Origin of the sequence: uncultured Phyllobacterium sp. (genome assembly GCF_902479695.1) — a bacterium.
Lineage (GTDB): Bacteria > Pseudomonadota > Alphaproteobacteria > Rhizobiales > Rhizobiaceae > Phyllobacterium > Phyllobacterium calauticae.
Window position 1 is genome coordinate 1 of sequence record NZ_CABSQF010000047.1, and the last position, 18,583, is coordinate 18,583.

General features: G+C 57.9%; 21 protein-coding genes. 6 read left to right on the top strand and 15 right to left on the bottom strand.

Annotated elements, in window-relative coordinates; translation table 11 throughout:
• From RDL77_RS20795 to RDL77_RS20805, 3 genes are all read right to left on the bottom strand, one after another.
• A partial coding sequence (locus RDL77_RS20795; protein ID WP_288194552.1) for an alpha/beta hydrolase occupies positions 1-363 on the bottom strand: 363 nt, incomplete at its 3' end.
• Between the two features lies 1 nt (position 364).
• Positions 365-1,012 (bottom strand): ChrR family anti-sigma-E factor, encoded by a 648-nt coding sequence (locus RDL77_RS20800; protein ID WP_288194553.1) that lies wholly within the window; start codon positions 1,010-1,012, stop codon positions 365-367.
• A gap of 6 nt (positions 1,013-1,018) precedes the next feature.
• Positions 1,019-1,564, bottom strand: a complete 546-nt coding sequence (locus tag RDL77_RS20805) for a sigma-70 family RNA polymerase sigma factor (protein WP_288194554.1) — start codon at positions 1,562-1,564, stop codon at positions 1,019-1,021.
• Between the two features lie 272 nt (positions 1,565-1,836).
• Between RDL77_RS20805 and RDL77_RS20810 the strand changes: the two genes are divergently transcribed.
• The 3 genes from RDL77_RS20810 to RDL77_RS20820 are packed head-to-tail and all read left to right on the top strand — an operon-like array spanning position 1,837 to position 5,474.
• A complete protein-coding gene (locus RDL77_RS20810) occupies positions 1,837-3,168 on the top strand; it encodes an NAD(P)/FAD-dependent oxidoreductase (protein WP_288194555.1) in 1,332 nt (443 codons plus the stop codon).
• Positions 3,165-3,989, top strand: a complete 825-nt coding sequence (locus RDL77_RS20815) for a DUF1365 domain-containing protein (RefSeq protein WP_288194556.1) — start codon at positions 3,165-3,167, stop codon at positions 3,987-3,989. Before RDL77_RS20810 ends, RDL77_RS20815 begins: the two co-directional genes overlap by 4 nt.
• 9 nt (positions 3,990-3,998) lie before the next feature.
• Entirely contained in the window at positions 3,999-5,474 is a 1,476-nt protein-coding gene (locus RDL77_RS20820; protein ID WP_288194557.1) for a deoxyribodipyrimidine photo-lyase, read from the top strand.
• A gap of 59 nt (positions 5,475-5,533) precedes the next feature.
• Here RDL77_RS20820 and RDL77_RS20825 read toward each other — a convergent pair whose 3' ends face one another.
• A complete protein-coding gene (locus RDL77_RS20825; protein WP_288194558.1) occupies positions 5,534-6,502 on the bottom strand; it encodes a sigma-70 family RNA polymerase sigma factor in 969 nt (322 codons plus the stop codon).
• Positions 6,503-6,614: 112 nt separating this feature from the next.
• Positions 6,615-7,547, bottom strand: a complete 933-nt coding sequence (locus RDL77_RS20830; protein ID WP_288194559.1) for an alpha/beta hydrolase — start codon at positions 7,545-7,547, stop codon at positions 6,615-6,617.
• A 215-nt stretch (positions 7,548-7,762) separates the two neighbouring features.
• Here RDL77_RS20830 and RDL77_RS20835 point away from each other — a divergent pair, with 215 nt between their 5' ends.
• The 3 genes from RDL77_RS20835 (at position 7,763) to RDL77_RS20845 (ending at position 9,572) form a co-directional block, all read left to right on the top strand.
• A complete protein-coding gene (locus tag RDL77_RS20835) occupies positions 7,763-8,314 on the top strand; it encodes a fasciclin domain-containing protein (RefSeq protein ID WP_223615792.1) in 552 nt (183 codons plus the stop codon).
• A 102-nt stretch (positions 8,315-8,416) separates the two neighbouring features.
• Entirely contained in the window at positions 8,417-8,722 is a 306-nt protein-coding gene (locus RDL77_RS20840; RefSeq protein WP_288194560.1) for a putative quinol monooxygenase, read from the top strand.
• Between the two features lie 187 nt (positions 8,723-8,909).
• Positions 8,910-9,572, top strand: coding sequence for a flagellar basal body-associated protein FliL (locus RDL77_RS20845; RefSeq protein ID WP_288194561.1), 663 nt, complete (start codon positions 8,910-8,912; stop codon positions 9,570-9,572).
• Positions 9,573-9,636: 64 nt separating this feature from the next.
• Here the strand turns inward: RDL77_RS20845 and RDL77_RS20850 are convergent, their stop codons facing one another.
• The 10 genes from RDL77_RS20850 to RDL77_RS20895 form a co-directional block, all read right to left on the bottom strand.
• The gene (locus tag RDL77_RS20850; RefSeq protein ID WP_288194562.1) at positions 9,637-9,954 is read right to left on the bottom strand and encodes a cupredoxin family copper-binding protein; all 318 of its coding nucleotides are present in this window, start codon (positions 9,952-9,954) and stop codon (positions 9,637-9,639) included.
• A gap of 9 nt (positions 9,955-9,963) precedes the next feature.
• Complete coding sequence (locus tag RDL77_RS20855) at positions 9,964-10,488, bottom strand: DUF4142 domain-containing protein (protein ID WP_288194563.1); 525 nt, start codon at positions 10,486-10,488, stop codon at positions 9,964-9,966.
• A gap of 87 nt (positions 10,489-10,575) precedes the next feature.
• On the bottom strand, positions 10,576-11,268 hold the full coding sequence (locus RDL77_RS20860) for an RNA polymerase sigma factor (protein ID WP_288194564.1): 693 nt from the start codon (positions 11,266-11,268) through the stop codon (positions 10,576-10,578).
• A 164-nt stretch (positions 11,269-11,432) separates the two neighbouring features.
• Positions 11,433-12,143 carry an arsenical resistance protein ArsH gene (gene arsH / locus RDL77_RS20865; RefSeq protein ID WP_223615798.1) on the bottom strand — a complete coding sequence of 237 codons (711 nt, stop codon included), beginning with the start codon at positions 12,141-12,143 and terminating at the stop codon, positions 11,433-11,435.
• The gene (gene arsC, locus RDL77_RS20870) at positions 12,136-12,558 is read right to left on the bottom strand and encodes an arsenate reductase (glutaredoxin) (RefSeq protein WP_223615799.1); all 423 of its coding nucleotides are present in this window, start codon (positions 12,556-12,558) and stop codon (positions 12,136-12,138) included. Before arsC ends, arsH begins: the two co-directional genes overlap by 8 nt.
• Entirely contained in the window at positions 12,558-12,962 is a 405-nt protein-coding gene (locus RDL77_RS20875) for a helix-turn-helix transcriptional regulator (RefSeq protein ID WP_288194579.1), read from the bottom strand. The genes arsC and RDL77_RS20875 overlap by 1 nt, the downstream gene beginning before the upstream one ends.
• 126 nt (positions 12,963-13,088) lie before the next feature.
• Positions 13,089-13,556, bottom strand: a complete 468-nt coding sequence (locus tag RDL77_RS20880; protein WP_288194565.1) for a DUF411 domain-containing protein — start codon at positions 13,554-13,556, stop codon at positions 13,089-13,091.
• The gene (locus RDL77_RS20885) at positions 13,556-16,747 is read right to left on the bottom strand and encodes an efflux RND transporter permease subunit (RefSeq protein WP_288194566.1); all 3,192 of its coding nucleotides are present in this window, start codon (positions 16,745-16,747) and stop codon (positions 13,556-13,558) included. The genes RDL77_RS20880 and RDL77_RS20885 overlap by 1 nt, the downstream gene beginning before the upstream one ends.
• A complete protein-coding gene (locus RDL77_RS20890; RefSeq protein ID WP_288194567.1) occupies positions 16,744-18,162 on the bottom strand; it encodes an efflux RND transporter periplasmic adaptor subunit in 1,419 nt (472 codons plus the stop codon). Before RDL77_RS20890 ends, RDL77_RS20885 begins: the two co-directional genes overlap by 4 nt.
• Positions 18,159-18,557: a FixH family protein gene (locus RDL77_RS20895; RefSeq protein ID WP_288194568.1), complete on the bottom strand. Its 399-nt coding sequence runs from the start codon at positions 18,555-18,557 to the stop codon at positions 18,159-18,161. The genes RDL77_RS20890 and RDL77_RS20895 overlap by 4 nt, the downstream gene beginning before the upstream one ends.
• Positions 18,558-18,583 lie beyond the last annotated feature (26 nt).

Consider the following 18,583-nt stretch of genomic DNA (forward strand, 5'->3'; position numbering starts at 1 on the left):
ATCCTTCGCCCAGCGCACCACGGCGGCTCCATCCTGCAGGAAGGCCGGGTAACGCACGTCAGGATACAGCCGGTAATCCGGAACCACCGTGACGATACCTCTGGCGGCCAGCGCCGAAGCCACAAAAGCGTATGTTGCCTTATCCCCGCTTTGCCAGGTGCCGCCGTAAAAGAAAATTGCCATGGGGGCAGCGCTGGTGTTTTTGGGCGCATAGATATCCAGAACCTGCCGCCGATCCCCGCCATAGGCAATGTTCCGGGTAACAGAAGCCCCGCCGGATGACGTCGTGATATCGAGCATCTTTCCGGCCGAACATCCGACCAGCGTTACAACCGTCAAAAGTGTCAGCAGTTGACGCAACACGTTAAAATCCAAGCAATGGTTGAACAAGGCGGCCGAACACGCTCTTCAATTGCAAACGCCCATCCACGACGGCCAGACAGATGCATTCGTCGTCAGGCCCCGCCTTGGGCTCATGTTCAAGACTGGCATCGGCGACAACAAGATCGCCCGGATAATAATCACCCAGCGCATCGTGCAACGTCCCCTTGAGCACCAGCGTATATTCGACACCTCTATGGGTGTGTTCCGGCAGCACCATTCCGGGCTTCGCGCGCAGCAGCATCGGCCGATTGCGGGGCGCACCACCTCTGCCAATCGAGCTCCACTGCACGCCCGGCGCCAGGAACTTCCATTTGCCGATGTCATATTGCTCCAGCGGTGACGGTAGAACCAGACCATCCGGCATAGCGGCAAGATGCCGGACCTGCGGCATGACCTGCAAGGGTGATGGCGTATCAAGACGCGCAAGAACCTGTTCCAGGGCATCTGCTGCCATTTCCGCAACGGGCACGTCCTCCAGCGCCATACCACCCGCAGCCTCGAACTGCCGCACGCGTTCGGTGCTGTCCGGGCAGAGCGACAAATGTGCCGCGACAACGAGCGCCGGCCCCTGGGCAAGGCTACCCGCGGCATAGGCCATCAGAATTTCATCGGAAGGGCGATGGGTCATGTCAGCTCATTCCTCGCCCAGCAGATTTCTGAGATGCTGCATCGCCAGACGCAACCGGGATTTGACGGTCCCCAGCGGCAAATCCAGCGTCCGGGCGATCTCACTGTGCGGCTTGTCATCAAAATAGTGCAGTTGGATGACGCTCATCTGTTCTGGCGACAATTTCTGCATGGCGGTGCGCACCAGCGTTTCGCCTTCCAGCCGCAGCAGCATCTCTGACGGAGAAGGTTCAAAATCCGGCTCATGTTCTTCCATGAGATGCGCTGCGGGATAACGCTCGCGCCGGATCGCATCGACCCTCAGGTTTCGTGCAATCGTGAAAATCCAGGTGGAAGCCGACGCTTTGGCGGGATCGAACAGATACGCCTTGCGCCAGAGCATCAGCATGGTTTCCTGCGCCAGTTCCTCGGCCTGCCCCGGCGCCATGCCGCCGCGCATGAAAAACCCTTTGATACGCGGCGCGTAATAGCCGAAAAGTTCGGCAAAAGCCGCCTTGTCACTGCGCTGCGCGATACGAAGGATTTTTGCGGAATAATCGGCCGGCCCGGTCATTGTCTGAACGGTACGCCTGATTGCCGGCTTTGTTCCGGCATACGAAAACCGACCGCGTCCAAAACGCTGCCATATCCTGTGGAAATCGCCGAAGGTAAAGGTTGCGAAGCCATTCATACCGCTCAATACGCAGATGCGCCGCAATCGGATCAGCACCGAAACTAATCCTGATCCAATTCCGTATTTCCACCGTATGCACTGATGCTGCAAGAAACAACGTCTGATCATCCCGATCCGTGTTGTTTCCACATGATGAGTACGGGAGAACATCGTTGAAAATTGCTGTCATAGGATCGGGTATTGCGGGCATGTCCGCCGCATGGCTTCTTTCCCAGAATCATGACGTGACCGTTTTCGAACGTGAGCTGCGCGTGGGTGGTCACAGCAATACATTCCTTGTCGGCCAGATAGACAGAAGCCCCATTCCGGTTGATACCGGTTTCATCGTTTTCAATGAACATACCTATCCGAATCTGACTGCCCTGCTCGACCATCTCGGCGTGGAAACAGCGGCATCGGACATGTCCTTTGCGGTATCACTCGACAACGGCAAGCTGGAGTATTCGGGCACCGGATTCAGCGGCCTGTTTGCCCAGCAGCGCAACCTGTTCAATCCGCGTTTCTGGATGATGCTGCGCGATCTCCTGCGCTTCTATCGCGAAACTCCGGCCCACGCGGGCAAACTTGGCCTGCTTGCTCTGGGTGAATTTCTGGAACGGGAGGGATATGGCCGCGCCTTCCGCGACGATCACCTCCTGCCCATGGCAGCCGCCATCTGGTCGGCGCCGGCATCGGCATTGCTCGAGTATCCCGCGGAGGCGTTCATCCGCTTTTGCGATAATCACGGCCTGCTGAAACTGGCCAACCGGCCGCTATGGCGTACTGTCAAGGGCGGCAGCCGCGCCTATGTCGATCGCCTCACGGCAGGTTACAGGGACCGCATCCAGATCGGATGTGCCGCCGCATCCATCCGTCGCGGCAGAGACAGCGCCGCCGTGACCGATTTCCATGGTGTTACCCGGGTTTTCGATCACGTTGTCCTGGCCGGCCACGCCGATGAATCGCTGGCGTTGCTGTCCGACCCGACGCCCCTGGAAGCAAACCTTCTTTCCGCTTTCCGCTATTCGGTGAACCATGCTGTTCTGCATGAAGACGACACACTCATGCCCAAACGGCGGGCCGTCTGGTCCAGCTGGAACTATCTGGGACAGCGCCGGGAAGCTGCCGGTCCGGGCAACCAGCTGTGTGTGACCTACTGGATGAACCGATTGCAGCCGCTCGAAACCGATCGTCAGTTCTTCGTCACACTCAATCCGCAGCATCAGCCGGATGAGCAAAAAATCCTGCACCGGGAAACCTATACCCACCCGATTTTTGACGGCGCGGCGATGCAGGCGCAAAAACAGCTCTGGCAGATACAGGGACAGCGCAGCACCTGGTACTGCGGCGCCTATTTTGGCGCGGGCTTCCACGAAGACGCATTGCAATCGGGCCTTGCGGTGGCGGAAGATCTCGGCGGCGCGCGCAGACCCTGGAAGGTTGCCGATGAATCCGGGCGCATCTATCGCCAGAACCGCCCCGAACCAATCGGGGTCGCGGCATGAATGCCTTCCGCTCGGCGATCTACACTGGCAGGGTCACCCATAGGCGCCTGCGCCCCAAACAACATTTTCTGCGTTACCGCATGTTCTACATGCTGCTCGATATTGACGAGATCGAAGGTATCGCGCGCGCCAGCCGGTTGTTCTCCCACAACCGGTTCAATCTCTTCGGTTTCTTCGATGGCGACCACGGCTCCAAGTTTGATGCGGCAGCGCGGTGTCCGGACCTGCGCGGTTATGTGGAGGACCATTTGCGGGATGCCGGCATGGTGCCCGATGGTGGGCCTATCAAGCTGATGACCATGCCCAGAATACTTGGTTATGTGTTCAACCCGCTGAGCGTCTATTTCTGCCATGACAGGAACGGCAGGCTGAAGGCACTGATCTACGAGGTCAACAACACGTTCGGCCAGCGTCACAGCTACGTTTTTCCGCTGGGCGATACGGACGACGGCAAACCGTTGCATCAGGAATGCGGCAAGGAATTCTACGTTTCACCGTTCATGGAGATGGCGCTGGACTATGATTTCACCATCACCAGACCAGCCGATACAGCATCGGTTGCCATCAACGCGAGCGACAAGGACGGGCTCATCATCGCAACAGCCTTTTCAGGCAAGCGGCAGGAATTCAGCGACCGCCAGTTGCTAAAGCTGTTTCTCGGCTATCCCCTGCTGACTCTCAAGGTCATTGCCGGCATCCATTGGGAAGCCCTATGGATCTGGGTCAAGGGTGTCAAATGCAGACCCCGGCCGCGGACGCCTGTTCAAACCCGGACAATCATTCCGCGCCGAACGGAATCGGATACGCAGTTCTCAAAATAACAGGCATACATGACTGAACAGCAATCATCGGCCACCCGTTTCCCCGTCATTGTCCTCTTCAGACACGATCTGCGGATCAGCGACAATCGTGCCCTGTATGCAGCCGCAAACACAGGCAAACCAGTCATTCCCGTATTCATTCGGGATGATGGGAACACCGAAGCATCACGGCCTGTCGGCGGGGCGCGCCAATGGTGGCTGCACCACTCACTGGCTGCGCTTTCAGCGTCGCTCAGGGTTCTTGGCGCGAACCTTGTTCTCAAAGGCGGAGCGACACAGACCATTGTTGATCGGTTGCTGGACGACACAGGCGCCGACATGGTTCTGTGGAACAGGCGGTACGATCCCCCCGGCGTCAGGACGGACACAAGCCTCAAATCCGAACTCAGCCGCCGAGGCATATCGGCAGAAAGCTTTGACGGGCATCTCCTGCATGAGCCGTTCTTGTTCAAAACCGGCACTGGCGGGTTCTATCGCGTCTATTCGCCGTTCTGGCGCGCTTTGACGGCAGGTCCGGAACCGCGTGACCCGGTTCCAGCACCGCGAACGCTGGAGCCATATCATGAATCGATGGGTTCGCAGTGCCTGAACGACTGGGCGCTTCTGCCTGGCAAACCCGACTGGGCGAAGGACTTTGCCGAGGATTGGACGCCGGGGGAAAACGGCGCACAGGAAAAGCTTGCCGCCTTTCTCGGCGGCGCTATTGGCGGCTACGATCATGATCGGGACAAGCCTGCCATCGAAGCAACGTCAAGGCTTTCCCCCCATCTCGCCCACGGTGAGATCACACCGTTCCAGATATGGCATGCCCTGAAATCACCGAGCCTTGCGCGGGAAGGCAAGGATGTGGATAAATTCCGCAGGGAAATCGGCTGGCGGGAATTTTCCTACCATCTGCTGTTCAACAATCCCGCGCTTGCGACCAAGAACTACAATGCATCGTTTGATGGCTTCGCTTGGCGGAACAAGGCCGATGATCTCAAGGCATGGCAACAGGGCCGGACGGGTTATCCGATCGTCGATGCCGGCATGCGCCAACTCTGGAAAACAGGCTGGATGCACAATCGGGTCCGTATGATCACCGCATCATTTCTGATCAAGCATCTGCGCGTCGACTGGCGCAGGGGCGAACCGTGGTTTTGGGATACGCTTGTGGATGCCGACCCCGCCAGCAATGCCGCCAGTTGGCAATGGGTTGCAGGATCAGGTGCAGATGCCGCGCCTTATTTCCGGATTTTCAATCCTATGTTGCAGGGCGCCAAGTTCGATTCATTGGGCGCCTATGTGCGGGAATTTGTTCCGGAGCTGAAAAATCTTTCCGACAAATATCTGCACGCACCTTGGCTGGCACCCGAGAACATTTTGAACGAGGCGGGGGTTGTTCTGGGCCAGAACTACCCCCATCCCATCGTTGACCATCAAGCAGCGCGACAACAGGCGCTGGTTGCCTATGCGAACACCCGCAAAGATTCTCCCAGCCATTAGGCCTCAATGGCCATGGATTGGTGACTGCCCGTCGCGGGCCCTCCTCTGCACCGCCTCCGTCATGCTCCCTGCAAAACGGCGGACCCGGCCATGCGTTGCAAGTCGGCCTCCGAGGCGTTTCCAATGACCCACGGGCAGGCATAATAATCTTCGATGCGGTCGATGACCCGACCGGCGACACGGACGCGAACCGGCCACGCGACCTGCCACCGGTCGCCTCGCTGGAAGAGCACGAGCAGGACAGGTTCTCCGTCGATCGCCCCGAACTCCATGGTCCAGGTGTCCGGGTTTCGCTCGTATTCGGCGAAATAGGGAGAGTTTCTGAGCAGGCCGTCGAAGCAGTCGGCGACCCGCAACCGAGCATCGGCGCTGGTGAGGCTGCGCACGCCATCCCAGTCATGGCGGTTGAAGAGGTCAACATAGCACTGCAATATCCGCGCGGTGTCGGGATCAAGCGGACTGCTCGGTTCGCCGGCAGGTTCCGCCGGCAGGTCGGCGAGCTTCGCCCGTCCGCGGGAGAGCGCGGATTTGACGCCGCCAACCGTCGAGTCCACGAGCTCTGCGGTCTCTTCCAGCGAATAGTCGAACACATCCTTCAGGAGGACGCAGGCGCGCTCCTTGGGCGGCAGGTGGCCCACCAGCCGTTCGATGGCGCGATGTGCACCGGTCGTCGCCGGCTCCGCAGCGACGACACCGATATCGTCCGAATAGGCGCTTTCCGCGCGCTCGCGCGCATCGCGCCGCCGCAGGAAGTCAATGCAGCGGTTGTGAGCGATGCGAAAGAGCCAGGGCTTTAGCCTGCTGGCATCGTCGAGGGTCTCGATCTTCGTGTAGGCCTCGAACAGCGTCTCCTGCATGAGATCCTCACCGTCGAGCCGTGAACCGGTCATGCGGGCGCAGTAACGATGCAATTGGGCGCGGACGTCTGATACCGTCTCGAGGAAGGCTCGATACTGCGCGTCGAATAAGCCGTTCGGTCGCTCAGGCATGTCCTTCACCTGCCACATCTTGGCGTCATCGAGGAACACAGGTGAGGACCACGACGCCGTTCCTGAAGCGATGCGTATCGATAAGCCTTCAGGCGGACGAGCGCATGGCCAAGGTCTGCAAACGCGCATTTGCCCACTTTCAATTTGCGAGTCATGCGACCTCCTGACTTTCGCCGGGTGTTGCTGCGGTTCCAGTCAGGCCGAGCCTGGGGCGAACCCATTGTGCGAACCGCTCTATCGCGTCGTCGGCTTCGGGCGCGCGGCCAGCCATCATCTGGAACGAATGCAGCATACCCGGAAATATCTCCAAGCGCACCTCGACGCCGGCAGCCTTCGCGCGGTCGGCGAGCGCTCGGCTGTCGTCGAGCAGGGTTTCGTCTCCGCCCGCCTGCAGATAGATCGGCGGCAGGCTCTTGAGATCGGCAAAGATTGGGCTGGCGAATGGATGTCGGGCATCAGCCCCTCCAAGGACTTGCGATGCCAGCATATCCACGGTCGCCTTCTGGAAGAAGGCGTCCTTCTCGCGGTTAACTTCGTAAGAGAGCCCGCTTGCCGACAGATCATGCCAGCCGGAGATACTGAGGATCGCGGCCGGCAAGGGACGTCCCGCATCACGGAGTTTCATCGCGGCCGCAATGATCAGGCCCGCGCCAGCGGAATCGCCCGCACCTATAATGTGCTTCGGCCTGATGCCCTGCTCGCCCAGCCACGCGAACGCAGTCACGGCCTGCTCGATTTGGCGCGGGAACTTGCTCTGAAACGCGTAGTCGTAGGTGGCAAGCAAGGCGTAACAGCCAATCGCCTTGGCGAGGTGCCCGACCATCTTGCGATGGGTCCAGATCGATCCGCCGACATAGCCACCGCCGTGCAGGTAGAGCATGACCCGATCCTTGGCCGCCCGTTTTGGCTGAACCCACAGCGCTGTCTTGTCGCCGAGGTTCGTCTCGATGTAATCGACGCCGCCCGGTTCCGTCGTCAAGACAGACCATTCGGAGACTTCCGGCGGCAATTCGCGACCGCTGCGCCAAGCCTCCCCGAGCTTTTCGTAGTGTATCTTGTTTGCCAGACTCTGCTTGCTCTCCATGGTAACGCTCCAATTCGTTTGGGAGGGCGATGTCGAGATGACAGCCCGTCAACAGCCAAGACGGACGGATCCAGCAAAAGGATACGCCGCCGCCGGATCGGGCACGCTTCTTCCCGGTGAATGTCCCCTTATTCGATCCCTGCTGAAACTAATTTGAAAAGCCGCTCGTAACTCCGCCGCTTCCCAATCAAAGGGAAAAAACAGTGGAGAGAGAAATGTTCACCAATTCCATTCGCCTGGTTGCACTCGCATCTGTGTTGATTTCGGGAGCCGCGTTTGCGGAGAATCCCATGGTCGGCGGTGCACCCATGTACGAAAATAAAAACATTATTGAAAACGCCGTGAACTCCAAAGATCACACCACACTCGTCGCAGCCGTCAAGGCAGCGGGCCTTGTCGAAACTTTGCAGGGCAAGGGTCCCTTCACTGTCTTTGCACCAACCAATGCAGCATTTGACGCGCTGCCCAAGGGCACGGTCGAAACCTTGCTGAAGCCTGAAAACAAGGACAAGCTTACCAAGATCCTGACCTGCCATGTCGTCGCCGCCAATGCGGATTCGAAGGCCATCATGAAGATGGTCGATGATGACAAGGGCGCGCACCCGGTAAAGACCGTTGGCGGTTGCGTGTGGACAGCAAAATACAAGGGCGACAAGCTGACTTTGACCGATGAAAACGGCACGGTTGCCAATGTGACGATCGCCAACGTCAAACAGTCAAACGGTGTCATTCACGTCATCGACAAAGTTCTGTTGCCCAAGATGTAAATCCGTTTCCGGTTCCCGGTACGAAGGGAACAGTCGGCTGGCCCCTGCTAATATGATATGAATAGGGGCCAGTTTTAACGGACCGCAGGAAAGGACAATCCCATGGTAAAATACGGTCTCTATGTCTCGCTTGAAGCAAAAGCAGGCAAGGAAGATGATGTGGAGTCTTTCCTCATTGCAGGGCTGGCTATCGTCAACAAGGAGCGTGATACGGTGTCGTGGTTTGCTGTGCGCAGCGGTCCATCGGCATTCGCGATCTTTGACACATTCAACACTGCCGGTGCGCGCGATGCACACCTTGCCGGCGATCTCGCCAAGCTGCTGATGGGACGGGCTGACGAACTCTTTGCCACTCCACCCGATATTCAGATGGTTGATATTCTGGCATCAAAACCGTCAGCCACCTGAAAATCAGTTCAAGCCCCAATATCTCTCACGTTTCTGCGCGCACCTGTTGTAGGGCCCAATGGGCGCGAAGGTGATGTTTGGGCCATTCTGGCCGAACAGCATATGAAAACCTGATCGCAGCGCATAGAATGGAAAAACGGACAGGAGATGAGCCGCATCTTGAATGCGCCTAATAAAGGAAACGAAAATGCCCCTGGGAGTTTTCTCCATCATGCAGAACAAATACGCGAGGTGTCTGGCTCTTGTCATGACGATCCTGATCGGCTCGAACGCATTGCTCTGTGCCAGCGGATTTGCTTTCGAAGGCAAGACGACCGGTCTCGCCGATGTGACAATTGCCATTATCCGCCATGGAGAAAAGCCGGACAGCGGAACAGGTCTCTCTCCGGCTGGTGAAAAACGGGCGCAGGCCTATAGCGCGTATTTTCAGCACCTGACGCTCGACGGCCATCCATTCCGGCCCGACACGCTGATTGCGACCGCAGATTCCAAGAACAGTGCCCGCGAACGGCTGACCCTGGAGCCACTGAGCCAAGCGCTGGGGCTGCCTATCGATCTGAGATTCGGCAACAAAGATCTGACCGGCCTTACCAAGGCTTTGAGAACCGAGCCGCACGGCAAATCGGTGCTCATTGCCTGGCATCACGGCAAACTCTCGCAGCTCATCGAAGCATTGGGAGGTGATCCGTCGAGGCTGTTGCCCGGCGGGCAATGGCCCGACGATGTTTTCGACTACATGGTTGTGCTGCGTTTTGACCACAAGGGGAAACCGATAACCGGTTCTGCCGAGCTCATCCATGAGGACTTCGCCAATCCGCCCGGACAGATCGGCGCTATGACGTCTCATTGACCGGTTGTTCCCGGTGCCAAGGACCGCCGGGGTCCGTCCGGTTATTTTTCTGCAACCTCGAAAACTAGCGAGTCACGGTAACGCGCCCCTTCATGTTGGGATGAAAGCGGCAATAGAACTCAACCGGCCCTGCTTGCTCAAGCTGGAGCGTTGCCGCTTTGCCGGAGGAGATCACGACATCCCATCCGCCTTTCACTGTTGCCGTATGATCCACGATATCCTTGTTGATCCATTCGATCCTGTCGCCAACTTTTGCGGTGATGACGGCTGGGGTAAACGCCATCTTCTCGATCGTGACCCGTATGGTTTCCGCCCTGGCAGGAATGGACCCCATACCCAGTATCAGGACAATCGAGATCCATGCCTTGAGTTGCGACGCCATCGGTCTGCCCTATTTGAGCCCGGCCGCAACATGTTCGGCGTGCTGCTCATGCCCCTGGAAGATCTTCAGTCCAGTTTCCAGCAGGCTTTTAAGCTCAGCATTTTTTGCTGAAGGAATGAGCAAGGTTTCAAGCGCGCCGTTGACCTGCTTGTGATAGGTCACCTCGTTGGTCACATAGGCCTTGTCAAAGGCGGTACCATCGAACTTGTCCAGCTTGGCGCGTTCGGCGGTGGCCGCCTTGACGAGCGAACGGCTGGTGTCGTTGTCCTCGGGAGTGACCTTCAGCTTTTTGACCAGTGCGAGAGCTTGCGTGTTGACCGCTTCATGATCGCGCATCATGTCCCTGGCAAAGGCAACAACGTCTTTGTTTTTTGATTTGGCAATCGCCTGTTTGGCAGCTTCGATATCGATGATGCCTGCCGTATAGGCAATGTGAGCAATTTGCGGGTCGGTTGGCTTGTCTGCCGCATGAGCGAGTGAAATGCTGCCCAATAGGGAAAGAACAGCCAGGGCCGTCATTGTCCGAGAGAACATAATACCTCCTTCGCCCGGAGGAATATCCGGGTCGTTTTTTCAACTGACAGCCATTTGATGTTGAATAGCGAAAAAAGTTCCCTGAGTTCACTCGATAAAGCCGAGCTGTTTCATGACTGCGGCTGTCAAACGGGCGCAGCGCTGTCCAGCGAATGGAAAGGCATCCATCAAGACCGGGCCGATCTGGTCGTCCAACTGTTTGCGTACGAGCGCACGAGCGCGATGCAGACGTGTCTTGACCGTCTCCACTCTGATCCCAAGCACCTCCGCTGTCTCCTCCTGACTGAGCCCCTCGATCACGCGCGCGATAAAAACAGTCCTGTACACGTCGGGAAGAGCATCGGTTGCCCTTTCAACCATTTGCAAAATCTGCCGCTGTGCCATTAACCGCTCCGGGTCTTCACCTGTTTTGATGGGAAACGGGATGATCCGCGTGTCAGAATTCCGGCTCATCGAAGCCGCAAGATCCGGCGCACGCCGCTTTTTGCGCAAACGTCCCAAAGCTTCATTGATGACAATGCGGGAAAGCCAGGTTGCGAGTGAGGATTCACCCCGGAACTGGTCGAGATGAGAGAAGGCAGAGCAATAGGCCTCCTGAACGATATCCTCGGCTTCGCTGTCATCCCGAATGACGCCGCGGGCAATTCGGTAAAGCCGGCGATTATGCGTCCGCATTATTGTGCGGAAAGCATCGGCATCCCTGATCAGCGCACGTCGAACAAGTTCGACATCGTCCCCATGACCGGATGGGGACGCTGTCTTTGCCGGTAATACCATCATCCTGAACTCCTCTGGCCATCATAGATGATATTTGCAGCAAAAGGTTCCCGGCGTCTTGGGCCTCACATCAATATGGGCCGAGACATTGAAGCAGTCTGAACGCTTCCAGGGCCGGCACAGAACAAGGTATCGATGTGATGGACATCAGCCCGCCAGATGATGCGTTAAACAGCCGACTTCAGCGCGACTCTCTTTTCAAGCGCCGCCGCATCTTCCTTTCGCTCACTGTAGCGATCGGTGAGATAGCCGGAGATATCGCGCGTCAGCAGCGTGAATTTGACCAATTCCTCCATCACATCGACAACGCGGTCATAATAGGCAGACGGTTTCATCCGTCCGTTTTCGTCAAACTCCTGATAGGCCTTGGCGACCGACGACTGGTTCGGGATCGTGATCATGCGCATCCAGCGGCCAAGCACCCGCATCTGATTGACCGCATTGAATGATTGCGACCCGCCGGACACCTGCATGACCGCCAGCGTCCGCCCCTGCGTGGGACGGATCGCGCCCATGGCAAGGGGTATCCAGTCGATCTGCGATTTCATCACCCCGGTCATCGCACCGTGCCGTTCAGGGCTGGTCCATACCTGCCCCTCCGACCACAGCGAGAGGTCGCGCAGCTCCTGAACTTTCGGATGATCAACCGGCGCATCGTCAGGCAAAGGCAGGCCAGCCGGATCGAAAATGCGGGTTTCCGCCCCAAAATGCTCCAGCAGGCGCGCTGCTTCCTGGGTCAGAAAACGGCTGTAGGACACTCTTCGGAGGGAGCCGTAAAGCAGAAGGATGCGCGGACGGTGTGCCGAGAATGCTGCAGACAGCTTTTCAGGCTCCGGAATCTGCAGGACGCTCGACGCGACATTGGGCAAATCAGACAATGCGCTTCCCCTCACTGTCGATGACGACTTCGCCGTCTTCCTTGGCGAAGGCGCCTTTTTGCGGGCTCGGCAGGATATCGAGGACCGCTTCGGATGGCCGGGCAAGACGCACGCCCTTTTCCGTAACGACAAAGGGGCGATTGATCAGGATCGGATGGGCCTCCATGGCGTCCAACAGCTGCTCGTCATTCAAGGACAGGTCATCCAGCCCCAATTCCGCATAAGGCGTTCCTTTTTCGCGGATAGCCTCGCGCACGGTCAGCCCTGCCCTGCGGATCAGATCCTTCAGTTCCTGTCGGGCGGGCGGCGTCTTGAGATATTCGATGACGGTCGGCTCGATGCCCGCATTGCGTATCAACGCCAGGACATTGCGGGACGTGCCACAGGATGGATTGTGATAAATGGTGACGGTCATCAGACAGTCCTTTCTGCTTTGACCATGATCGCATCAGACCGGGCGCGTTCAGGCATTGCGTTTTCCTCGGGCGGGCAACAGGGAACAATGTCGGCGATGAGCGGTGCGCAAATGTCCGGGTGCCCTGCGCAGCAATCCTTCAGGAGATAGTTGATGGCCGCACGCAGCTTGCCGAAATTGGCTCTGTAGATGATGGAACGGCTTTGGCGCGCCGAAGTGATCAAGCCAGCACGTGACAGGATCGCGAGATGTGTCGACATGGTGTTCTGAGGAACATCGAGCATACGGGCGATTTCCCCGGCAGCGATCCCCTCCGGCTCGTGCATCACGATCAGCTTGAACGCATCCATGCGCGAGGGTTGAGCAAGAGCCGAAAAGGCCTCAATGGTGTTTTCTTTTTCCATATATCCAGATTTACAGATATGTTTGATCGCTGTCAAGAACTGTGACTTGCCTCCATGGCGGAAGGACCGCGCCGGGAAATGCCGACGTCCTGATCGGCACATGGTCGGCCCTGCGCGGGTATCCTCCTAACTTTTTGGCCTGACCTCGTAATAAACCGACACCTTCCGGTCCGGTCCTTTGGCAACAGCAAAGACATCATAACTGGCACTGGGGTCATTGCCCATGCCGAGAGACCCGGCGGGCATGCCTGGCACCGCCAGCCCGGCGATGCCAGGTTTTTCCGCAAGAAGTTTTCTGACCGCCTCCAACGGCACGTGCCCGTCGAGGAAATAGCCCTCGACGGTTGCCGTGTGGCACCCTTCAATCTCTGCCGGAACGCCGAAGCGCTTCTTGATGCCCGGCAGGTCGTCCGTGTTCACGCGTTCGACCTTGAAGCCTTCGGTCTCCATCGACTTCGCCCAGAGATTGCAGCATCCGCAGTTCGGGTCCTTGTATATTGTCATCACCGATGGCGTTGCAGCTTTGGCCTTGCCAACGGTCAGGGCAACAAAAGCTGCCCCGATGCCTGTACATAAGAATTCGCGTCTCTTCATCAGCGTGTACCTCCAGCTTGCGGATTCATTGTCGCCGGTATCGGCAGGCTGCCCGTGTCATGCGCTTCCATCGCGCCTGCCACCCTCAAATTCCATCCCTTGACGATGCCATAGACGGCAGGAATGACAATGAGCGTCAGCAGTGTCGATGAGATCATGCCGCCGATCATCGGTACGGCAATGCGCTGCATGACTTCCGATCCCGTTCCCGTACTCCACAGGATAGGCAGAAGCCCTGCCATGATGGCAACGACGGTCATCATCTTCGGCCGGACACGTTCGACCGCACCCATCATGATGGCTTCATTGAGATCGGCTCGTGTAAACACGCCCCCGCTTGCCGCCCGTCTTGTCCGGACTTCCTTCAACGCCTGATCAAGGTAGATCAGCATGATCACGCCCGTCTCGGCTGCCACCCCTGCCAGCGCAATGAAGCCGACCGCCACGGCGACCGACGTGTTGAAGCCGAGCCACCACATCAGCCAAATACCGCCCACCAGGGCGAATGGCAGCGACAGCATGACGATCAGGGTTTCCGTGAGCGCCTTGAAGTTGAGGTAGAGCAGCAGGAAGATGATCGCCAGCGTCAGCGGCACCACGATCTTCAGCTTGGCTTCGGCCCGTTCGAGGTATTCAAACTGACCGCTCCAGGCGACGGAGTAGCCCGCCGGCAGTTTGACTTGATCGGCCACAGCCTGCTTGGCCTCATGAACATAGCCGCCGAGATCCCGGCCCGTGATATCGACAAAGATATAGACCACCAGTTGGCCGTTTTCAGTGCGGATGGAGGTTGCGCCGCGGGTCAATTCGACCTTGGCGACTTCACCGAGCGGAACCGTTCCGCCGCCCGGCAAAGCAATCTGCACATCGCGGGCGATGGCTTGCGGATCACTGCGCTGCGACCGGGGATAACGGATGGTGACGCCGTAACGTTCCCGTCCTTCCACGGTCTGGGTGATTTGCTGCGCACCCAGGGCCATGGAGATGACATCCTGAACATTCTGGATCGACAGGCCGTAACGTCCGAGCGCCACCCTGTCCGGAACAATATCGAGGAAGTATCCACCGATGACCCGCTCGGCATAGGCGCTCGACGTCCCCGGAACGGATTTCAGCACCCGCTCGATCTGTCTTGCCACCCCTTCCATTTGAGCAAGGTCCGTACCGTACACTTTGACGCCAACAGGTGTGCGGATACCCGTGGACAGCATGTCGGTGCGCGCCCTGATCGGCATGGTCCAGGCATTCGAAACACCTGGAAACTGCAAGGCAGCATCCATTTCGTTCTTCAGACTGTCGGCAGTGACGCCCGGCCGCCATTGCGACTTCGGTTTCAGGTTGATGATGGTTTCGAACATTTCAGTCGGCGCCGGATCGGTCGCCGTGTCCGCCCTTCCCGATTTACCAAAGACGGATTCGACTTCCGGAAACGACTTGATGATCCTGTCCTGTGTCTGCAGCAACTCGGCAGCCTTGGTGACGGATATTCCCGGCAACGTCGTGGGCATATACATCAGCGTGCCTTCGTCGAGGTTGGGCATGAACTCGCTGCCAAGCTGGCGCGCAGGCCAAATCGTGACGACAAGAGCGGCAAGTGCGATCAGGATGGTGAGATACTTTGCCTTCAGGACCATTGTGATCAGCGGTCGGTAGATGGCGATCAGAAAGCGGTTCACGGGGTTCTTGTGCTCCGGAATGATACGGCCGCGCACGAACAGGATCATCAGTGCAGGCACCAGAGTAACCGACAGAAGCGCTGCGGCAGCCATCGAGAACGTCTTGGTGAATGCCAGCGGCCCGAACAGTTTGCCCTCCTGACCTTCGAGTGTGAAAATCGGGATGAACGACACTGTGATGATCAGCAGGCTGAAGAACAGGGCCGGTCCAACCTCCGCCGCCGCCTCGATCAGTATTTCGACCCGGGGTTTGCCGGGCGGCGCACGCTCCAGATGTTTATGGGCGTTTTCAATCATGACGATAGCCGCATCGATCATTGCCCCGATGGCAATGGCAATACCGCCAAGACTCATGATGTTGGCCCCCAGCCCCAGCCATTTCATGGCAATGAAGGCCATCAGGATACCAACAGGCAGCATGATGATGGCAACGAGGGCACTTCTGACATGAAGCAGAAAAATGATCGTTACCAGCGCAACGACAATGCTTTCCTCAAAAAGTGTTCTTTGCAGAGTTTCAATCGCAGAATTGATCAACGTCGAACGGTCGTAAACCGGAACGATATCGGTGCCTGCCGGCAGGCTCTTCTTGATTTCCGCCAGACTTGTCTTGGCGTTGTCGATGACCGTCAGCGCATTGGAGCCGACGCGCTGAAGCACGATGCCGCTGGCGACCTCGCCAGCCCCGTCCATTTCGGCAATGCCGCGCCGCTCGTCGGGGACGATTTCCACGGCAGCAACATCCGAAAGCCTGAGCGGAACGCCATTCTGAGTTTTCAAAACGATATTCTCGATGTCTGAGACGTTCTTGAGATAACCGCGCCCGCGCACCATGAATTCGAATTCAGACAGTTCTACCGTCCGTCCGCCTGTATCCATGTTGCTGGCACGGACAGCTGCGCCAACCTCATCCAGAGTGACACCCTGCGACTTCAGTCGTGCCGGATCGACGACGATGGAGTATTGCTTGACGAAGCCGCCGAGCCCGGCAATTTCCGACACGCCTTCGGCCTTCGATGCGCCGAAACGGACGATCCAGTCCTGCATCGAGCGCAGCTCGGCAAGCGACTGTTCCTTGGCAACAAGCGCATACTGATAGACCCAGCCGACACCTGTGGCGTCGGGCCCGAGCGTCGGCGTAACGCCTGCCGGCAGACGACTTGCGGCGGCATTCAGATACTCGAGCACCCTGCTGCGTGCCCAATACATGTCCGTTCCGTCTTCAAAGATCACATAGACGAACGACACACCGAAGAAGGAGAAGCCGCGGACGACTTTGGACTTCGGCACCGTCAGCATCGATGTCGTCAGCGGATAGGTCACCTGATCCTCGACAACCTGCGGTGCCTTGCCGGGATAATCGGTAAAGACGATGACCTGAACGTCGGAAAGGTCCGGGATCGCGTCCAGCGGCAGTGTGCGGATGGCGTAAATGCCGGCACCGACCGCCATGATCGACGCAAAGAAAACAATGATGAGATTGCGGGCTGACCAGTCAATGATACGTGCGATCATGGCTTCACCTCAGAAGGAGCAAGCGTATTGAGCGCTGACTTCAGGTTGCTTTCGGCATCGATCAGGAAGTTTGCCGACGCGACGACTTTGTCTCCGGCGCTGATTCCACCACTGATTTCGGCCATACCATCGCCGCGCTTGCCGACCTTGACCTTGCGCGGTTCGAACTTGCCGTCTCCCCGGTCGAGGATCACCACCTGACGATCACCGCTGTCGATAACGGCGCTATCGGGAACGGTGACAACCGGATCGCCGTTGCCGGAGGCGATCTCAACGTCCGCATACATATTTGTCCGCAATATTCCGTCCGGGTTGGACAACTCGATCCGGACGCGGGCGGTACGCGTCTGCGCCTGAATATCCGGATAGATCAGATCGACCTTTCCCTTGAACTCCTCGCCCGGAAGGCTGCGGACCTTGATCGTCACGTCAGCACCAACCCGCACGGATCCAAGCTCATACTCGGGCACGTCAGCCATGACCCAGACATTGGAGATGTCGGCGATCCTGAACAGCAAGGCACCGGGCGCTGCCATCATGCCTTCAACGGCCGAGCGTTCGAGAACGACGCCACGGCGAGGCGCAGTCAACGTGATGGATGACGGCACTTTCCGGTTCTCGCGGATGTCGGCAATGACCTTTTCCGGCACACCGAGATTTTCGAGGCGCAGCCTGCTGCCGCCGTTCGATCCCGTGTTATCGGTTTTAAGATCGGTGATGTACTGCGCACCTGCCGTCGCGATTTCTCTGGCGTAGAAACTGACAAGCGGCTGCCCTTCAGCAATGATATCCCCTGTCGTAACATTGGCGACCTTTTCAACGAAGGCTTCCGTGCGGGTGGAAACCACGCTGACACGGCGCTCATCCAGCTGGATCGTTCCGGGAACCCGCACAGGCCGAATGATTGTGCCCATCCGGGCAACGGCCGTTTTCACACCCGACCGTTGCAATTTACCCGGCGATATCGTTACCGAGCCATCATTGGTGTCTTCGCCGTCGAAAACGGGAATATAGTCCATTCCCATGGAGTCCTTTTTCGGCAGCGGCGATGTATCCGGCAGGCCCATAGGATTGCGGTAATAGAGAACTTTGCGTTCACCGGGCTTATCCGGCATTTTCCCAGCGGCCGGTTTAGCATCGTCGAAACTCACATCTTCGCTGGCAAGCACGGGCCGGAATGCCCGCCCGTCCGGTGTTTTGGCCGGAGTGCCGGAATATTCCGGCAATCCATCGGGATGACGGTAATAGATGACAGGACCCGATGCCGGCATACTGTCGATGGTTTCCGCCTTTGCGATTTTCGGCATGAGGGCAACAACGGCTGTAGGCAGGCCGTGCTGGCCTACCCAATAGCCGCCCGTTCCGGCCGCCGCGATGACGGCGACCAGAACGAGTGCGGAAGTCGTGCGTTTCACTGCACGACTTTGAAAACGAGTTTGTTTTCGACGGTGCCCTCTTCACCCTGCACTTTTGCAGCGACCGAGAAGCGCCAGTTTCCCGCCATCGACAGGTTCGTCTTGAAGGAATAGACGCCCGCTTCCGTTGTTGGCATGGCCTTGGCCGGCGTGATCATCATTTCCATGCCATCGGGCTGCATGTCGATGCGGGTTGCCGAAATGACGGCATTTTCGACAGGCTTGCCCGAACGTTTATCGATCAGCCTGACGGCAATGGTCGCCGCGTCGTTCTTCTGGATTTCGCTGGTGACCAGCTTGAATTCGTAGTCGGACGGGGCCGCATGGGCCGAAGACATGGATGCGAGGAGAGCGGCGAGCGCGAGGCCCGCAAAAGCAGAACGGTTGATTTTCATAGTTTCAAATTCCGATTGTCATGAAC

What these genes read in the sequence shown, in the direction of transcription:
- RDL77_RS20800 (WP_288194553.1), bottom strand. Translation starts at nt 1,012, where the DNA reads ATGACCCATCGCCCTTCCGATGAAATTCTGATGGCCTATGCCGCGGGT.
- RDL77_RS20805 (WP_288194554.1), bottom strand. Translation starts at nt 1,564, where the DNA reads ATGACCGGGCCGGCCGATTATTCCGCAAAAATCCTTCGTATCGCGCAG.
- RDL77_RS20815 (WP_288194556.1), top strand. Translation starts at nt 3,165, where the DNA reads ATGAATGCCTTCCGCTCGGCGATCTACACTGGCAGGGTCACCCATAGG.
- RDL77_RS20820 (WP_288194557.1), top strand. Translation starts at nt 3,999, where the DNA reads ATGACTGAACAGCAATCATCGGCCACCCGTTTCCCCGTCATTGTCCTC.
- RDL77_RS20830 (WP_288194559.1), bottom strand. Translation starts at nt 7,547, where the DNA reads ATGGAGAGCAAGCAGAGTCTGGCAAACAAGATACACTACGAAAAGCTC.
- RDL77_RS20835 (WP_223615792.1), top strand. Translation starts at nt 7,763, where the DNA reads ATGTTCACCAATTCCATTCGCCTGGTTGCACTCGCATCTGTGTTGATT.
- RDL77_RS20840 (WP_288194560.1), top strand. Translation starts at nt 8,417, where the DNA reads ATGGTAAAATACGGTCTCTATGTCTCGCTTGAAGCAAAAGCAGGCAAG.
- RDL77_RS20845 (WP_288194561.1), top strand. Translation starts at nt 8,910, where the DNA reads ATGCCCCTGGGAGTTTTCTCCATCATGCAGAACAAATACGCGAGGTGT.
- RDL77_RS20850 (WP_288194562.1), bottom strand. Translation starts at nt 9,954, where the DNA reads ATGGCGTCGCAACTCAAGGCATGGATCTCGATTGTCCTGATACTGGGT.
- RDL77_RS20855 (WP_288194563.1), bottom strand. Translation starts at nt 10,488, where the DNA reads ATGTTCTCTCGGACAATGACGGCCCTGGCTGTTCTTTCCCTATTGGGC.
- RDL77_RS20860 (WP_288194564.1), bottom strand. Translation starts at nt 11,268, where the DNA reads ATGATGGTATTACCGGCAAAGACAGCGTCCCCATCCGGTCATGGGGAC.
- arsC (WP_223615799.1), bottom strand. Translation starts at nt 12,558, where the DNA reads ATGACCGTCACCATTTATCACAATCCATCCTGTGGCACGTCCCGCAAT.
- RDL77_RS20875 (WP_288194579.1), bottom strand. Translation starts at nt 12,962, where the DNA reads ATGGAAAAAGAAAACACCATTGAGGCCTTTTCGGCTCTTGCTCAACCC.
- RDL77_RS20880 (WP_288194565.1), bottom strand. Translation starts at nt 13,556, where the DNA reads ATGAAGAGACGCGAATTCTTATGTACAGGCATCGGGGCAGCTTTTGTT.
- RDL77_RS20885 (WP_288194566.1), bottom strand. Translation starts at nt 16,747, where the DNA reads ATGATCGCACGTATCATTGACTGGTCAGCCCGCAATCTCATCATTGTT.
- RDL77_RS20895 (WP_288194568.1), bottom strand. Translation starts at nt 18,557, where the DNA reads ATGAAAATCAACCGTTCTGCTTTTGCGGGCCTCGCGCTCGCCGCTCTC.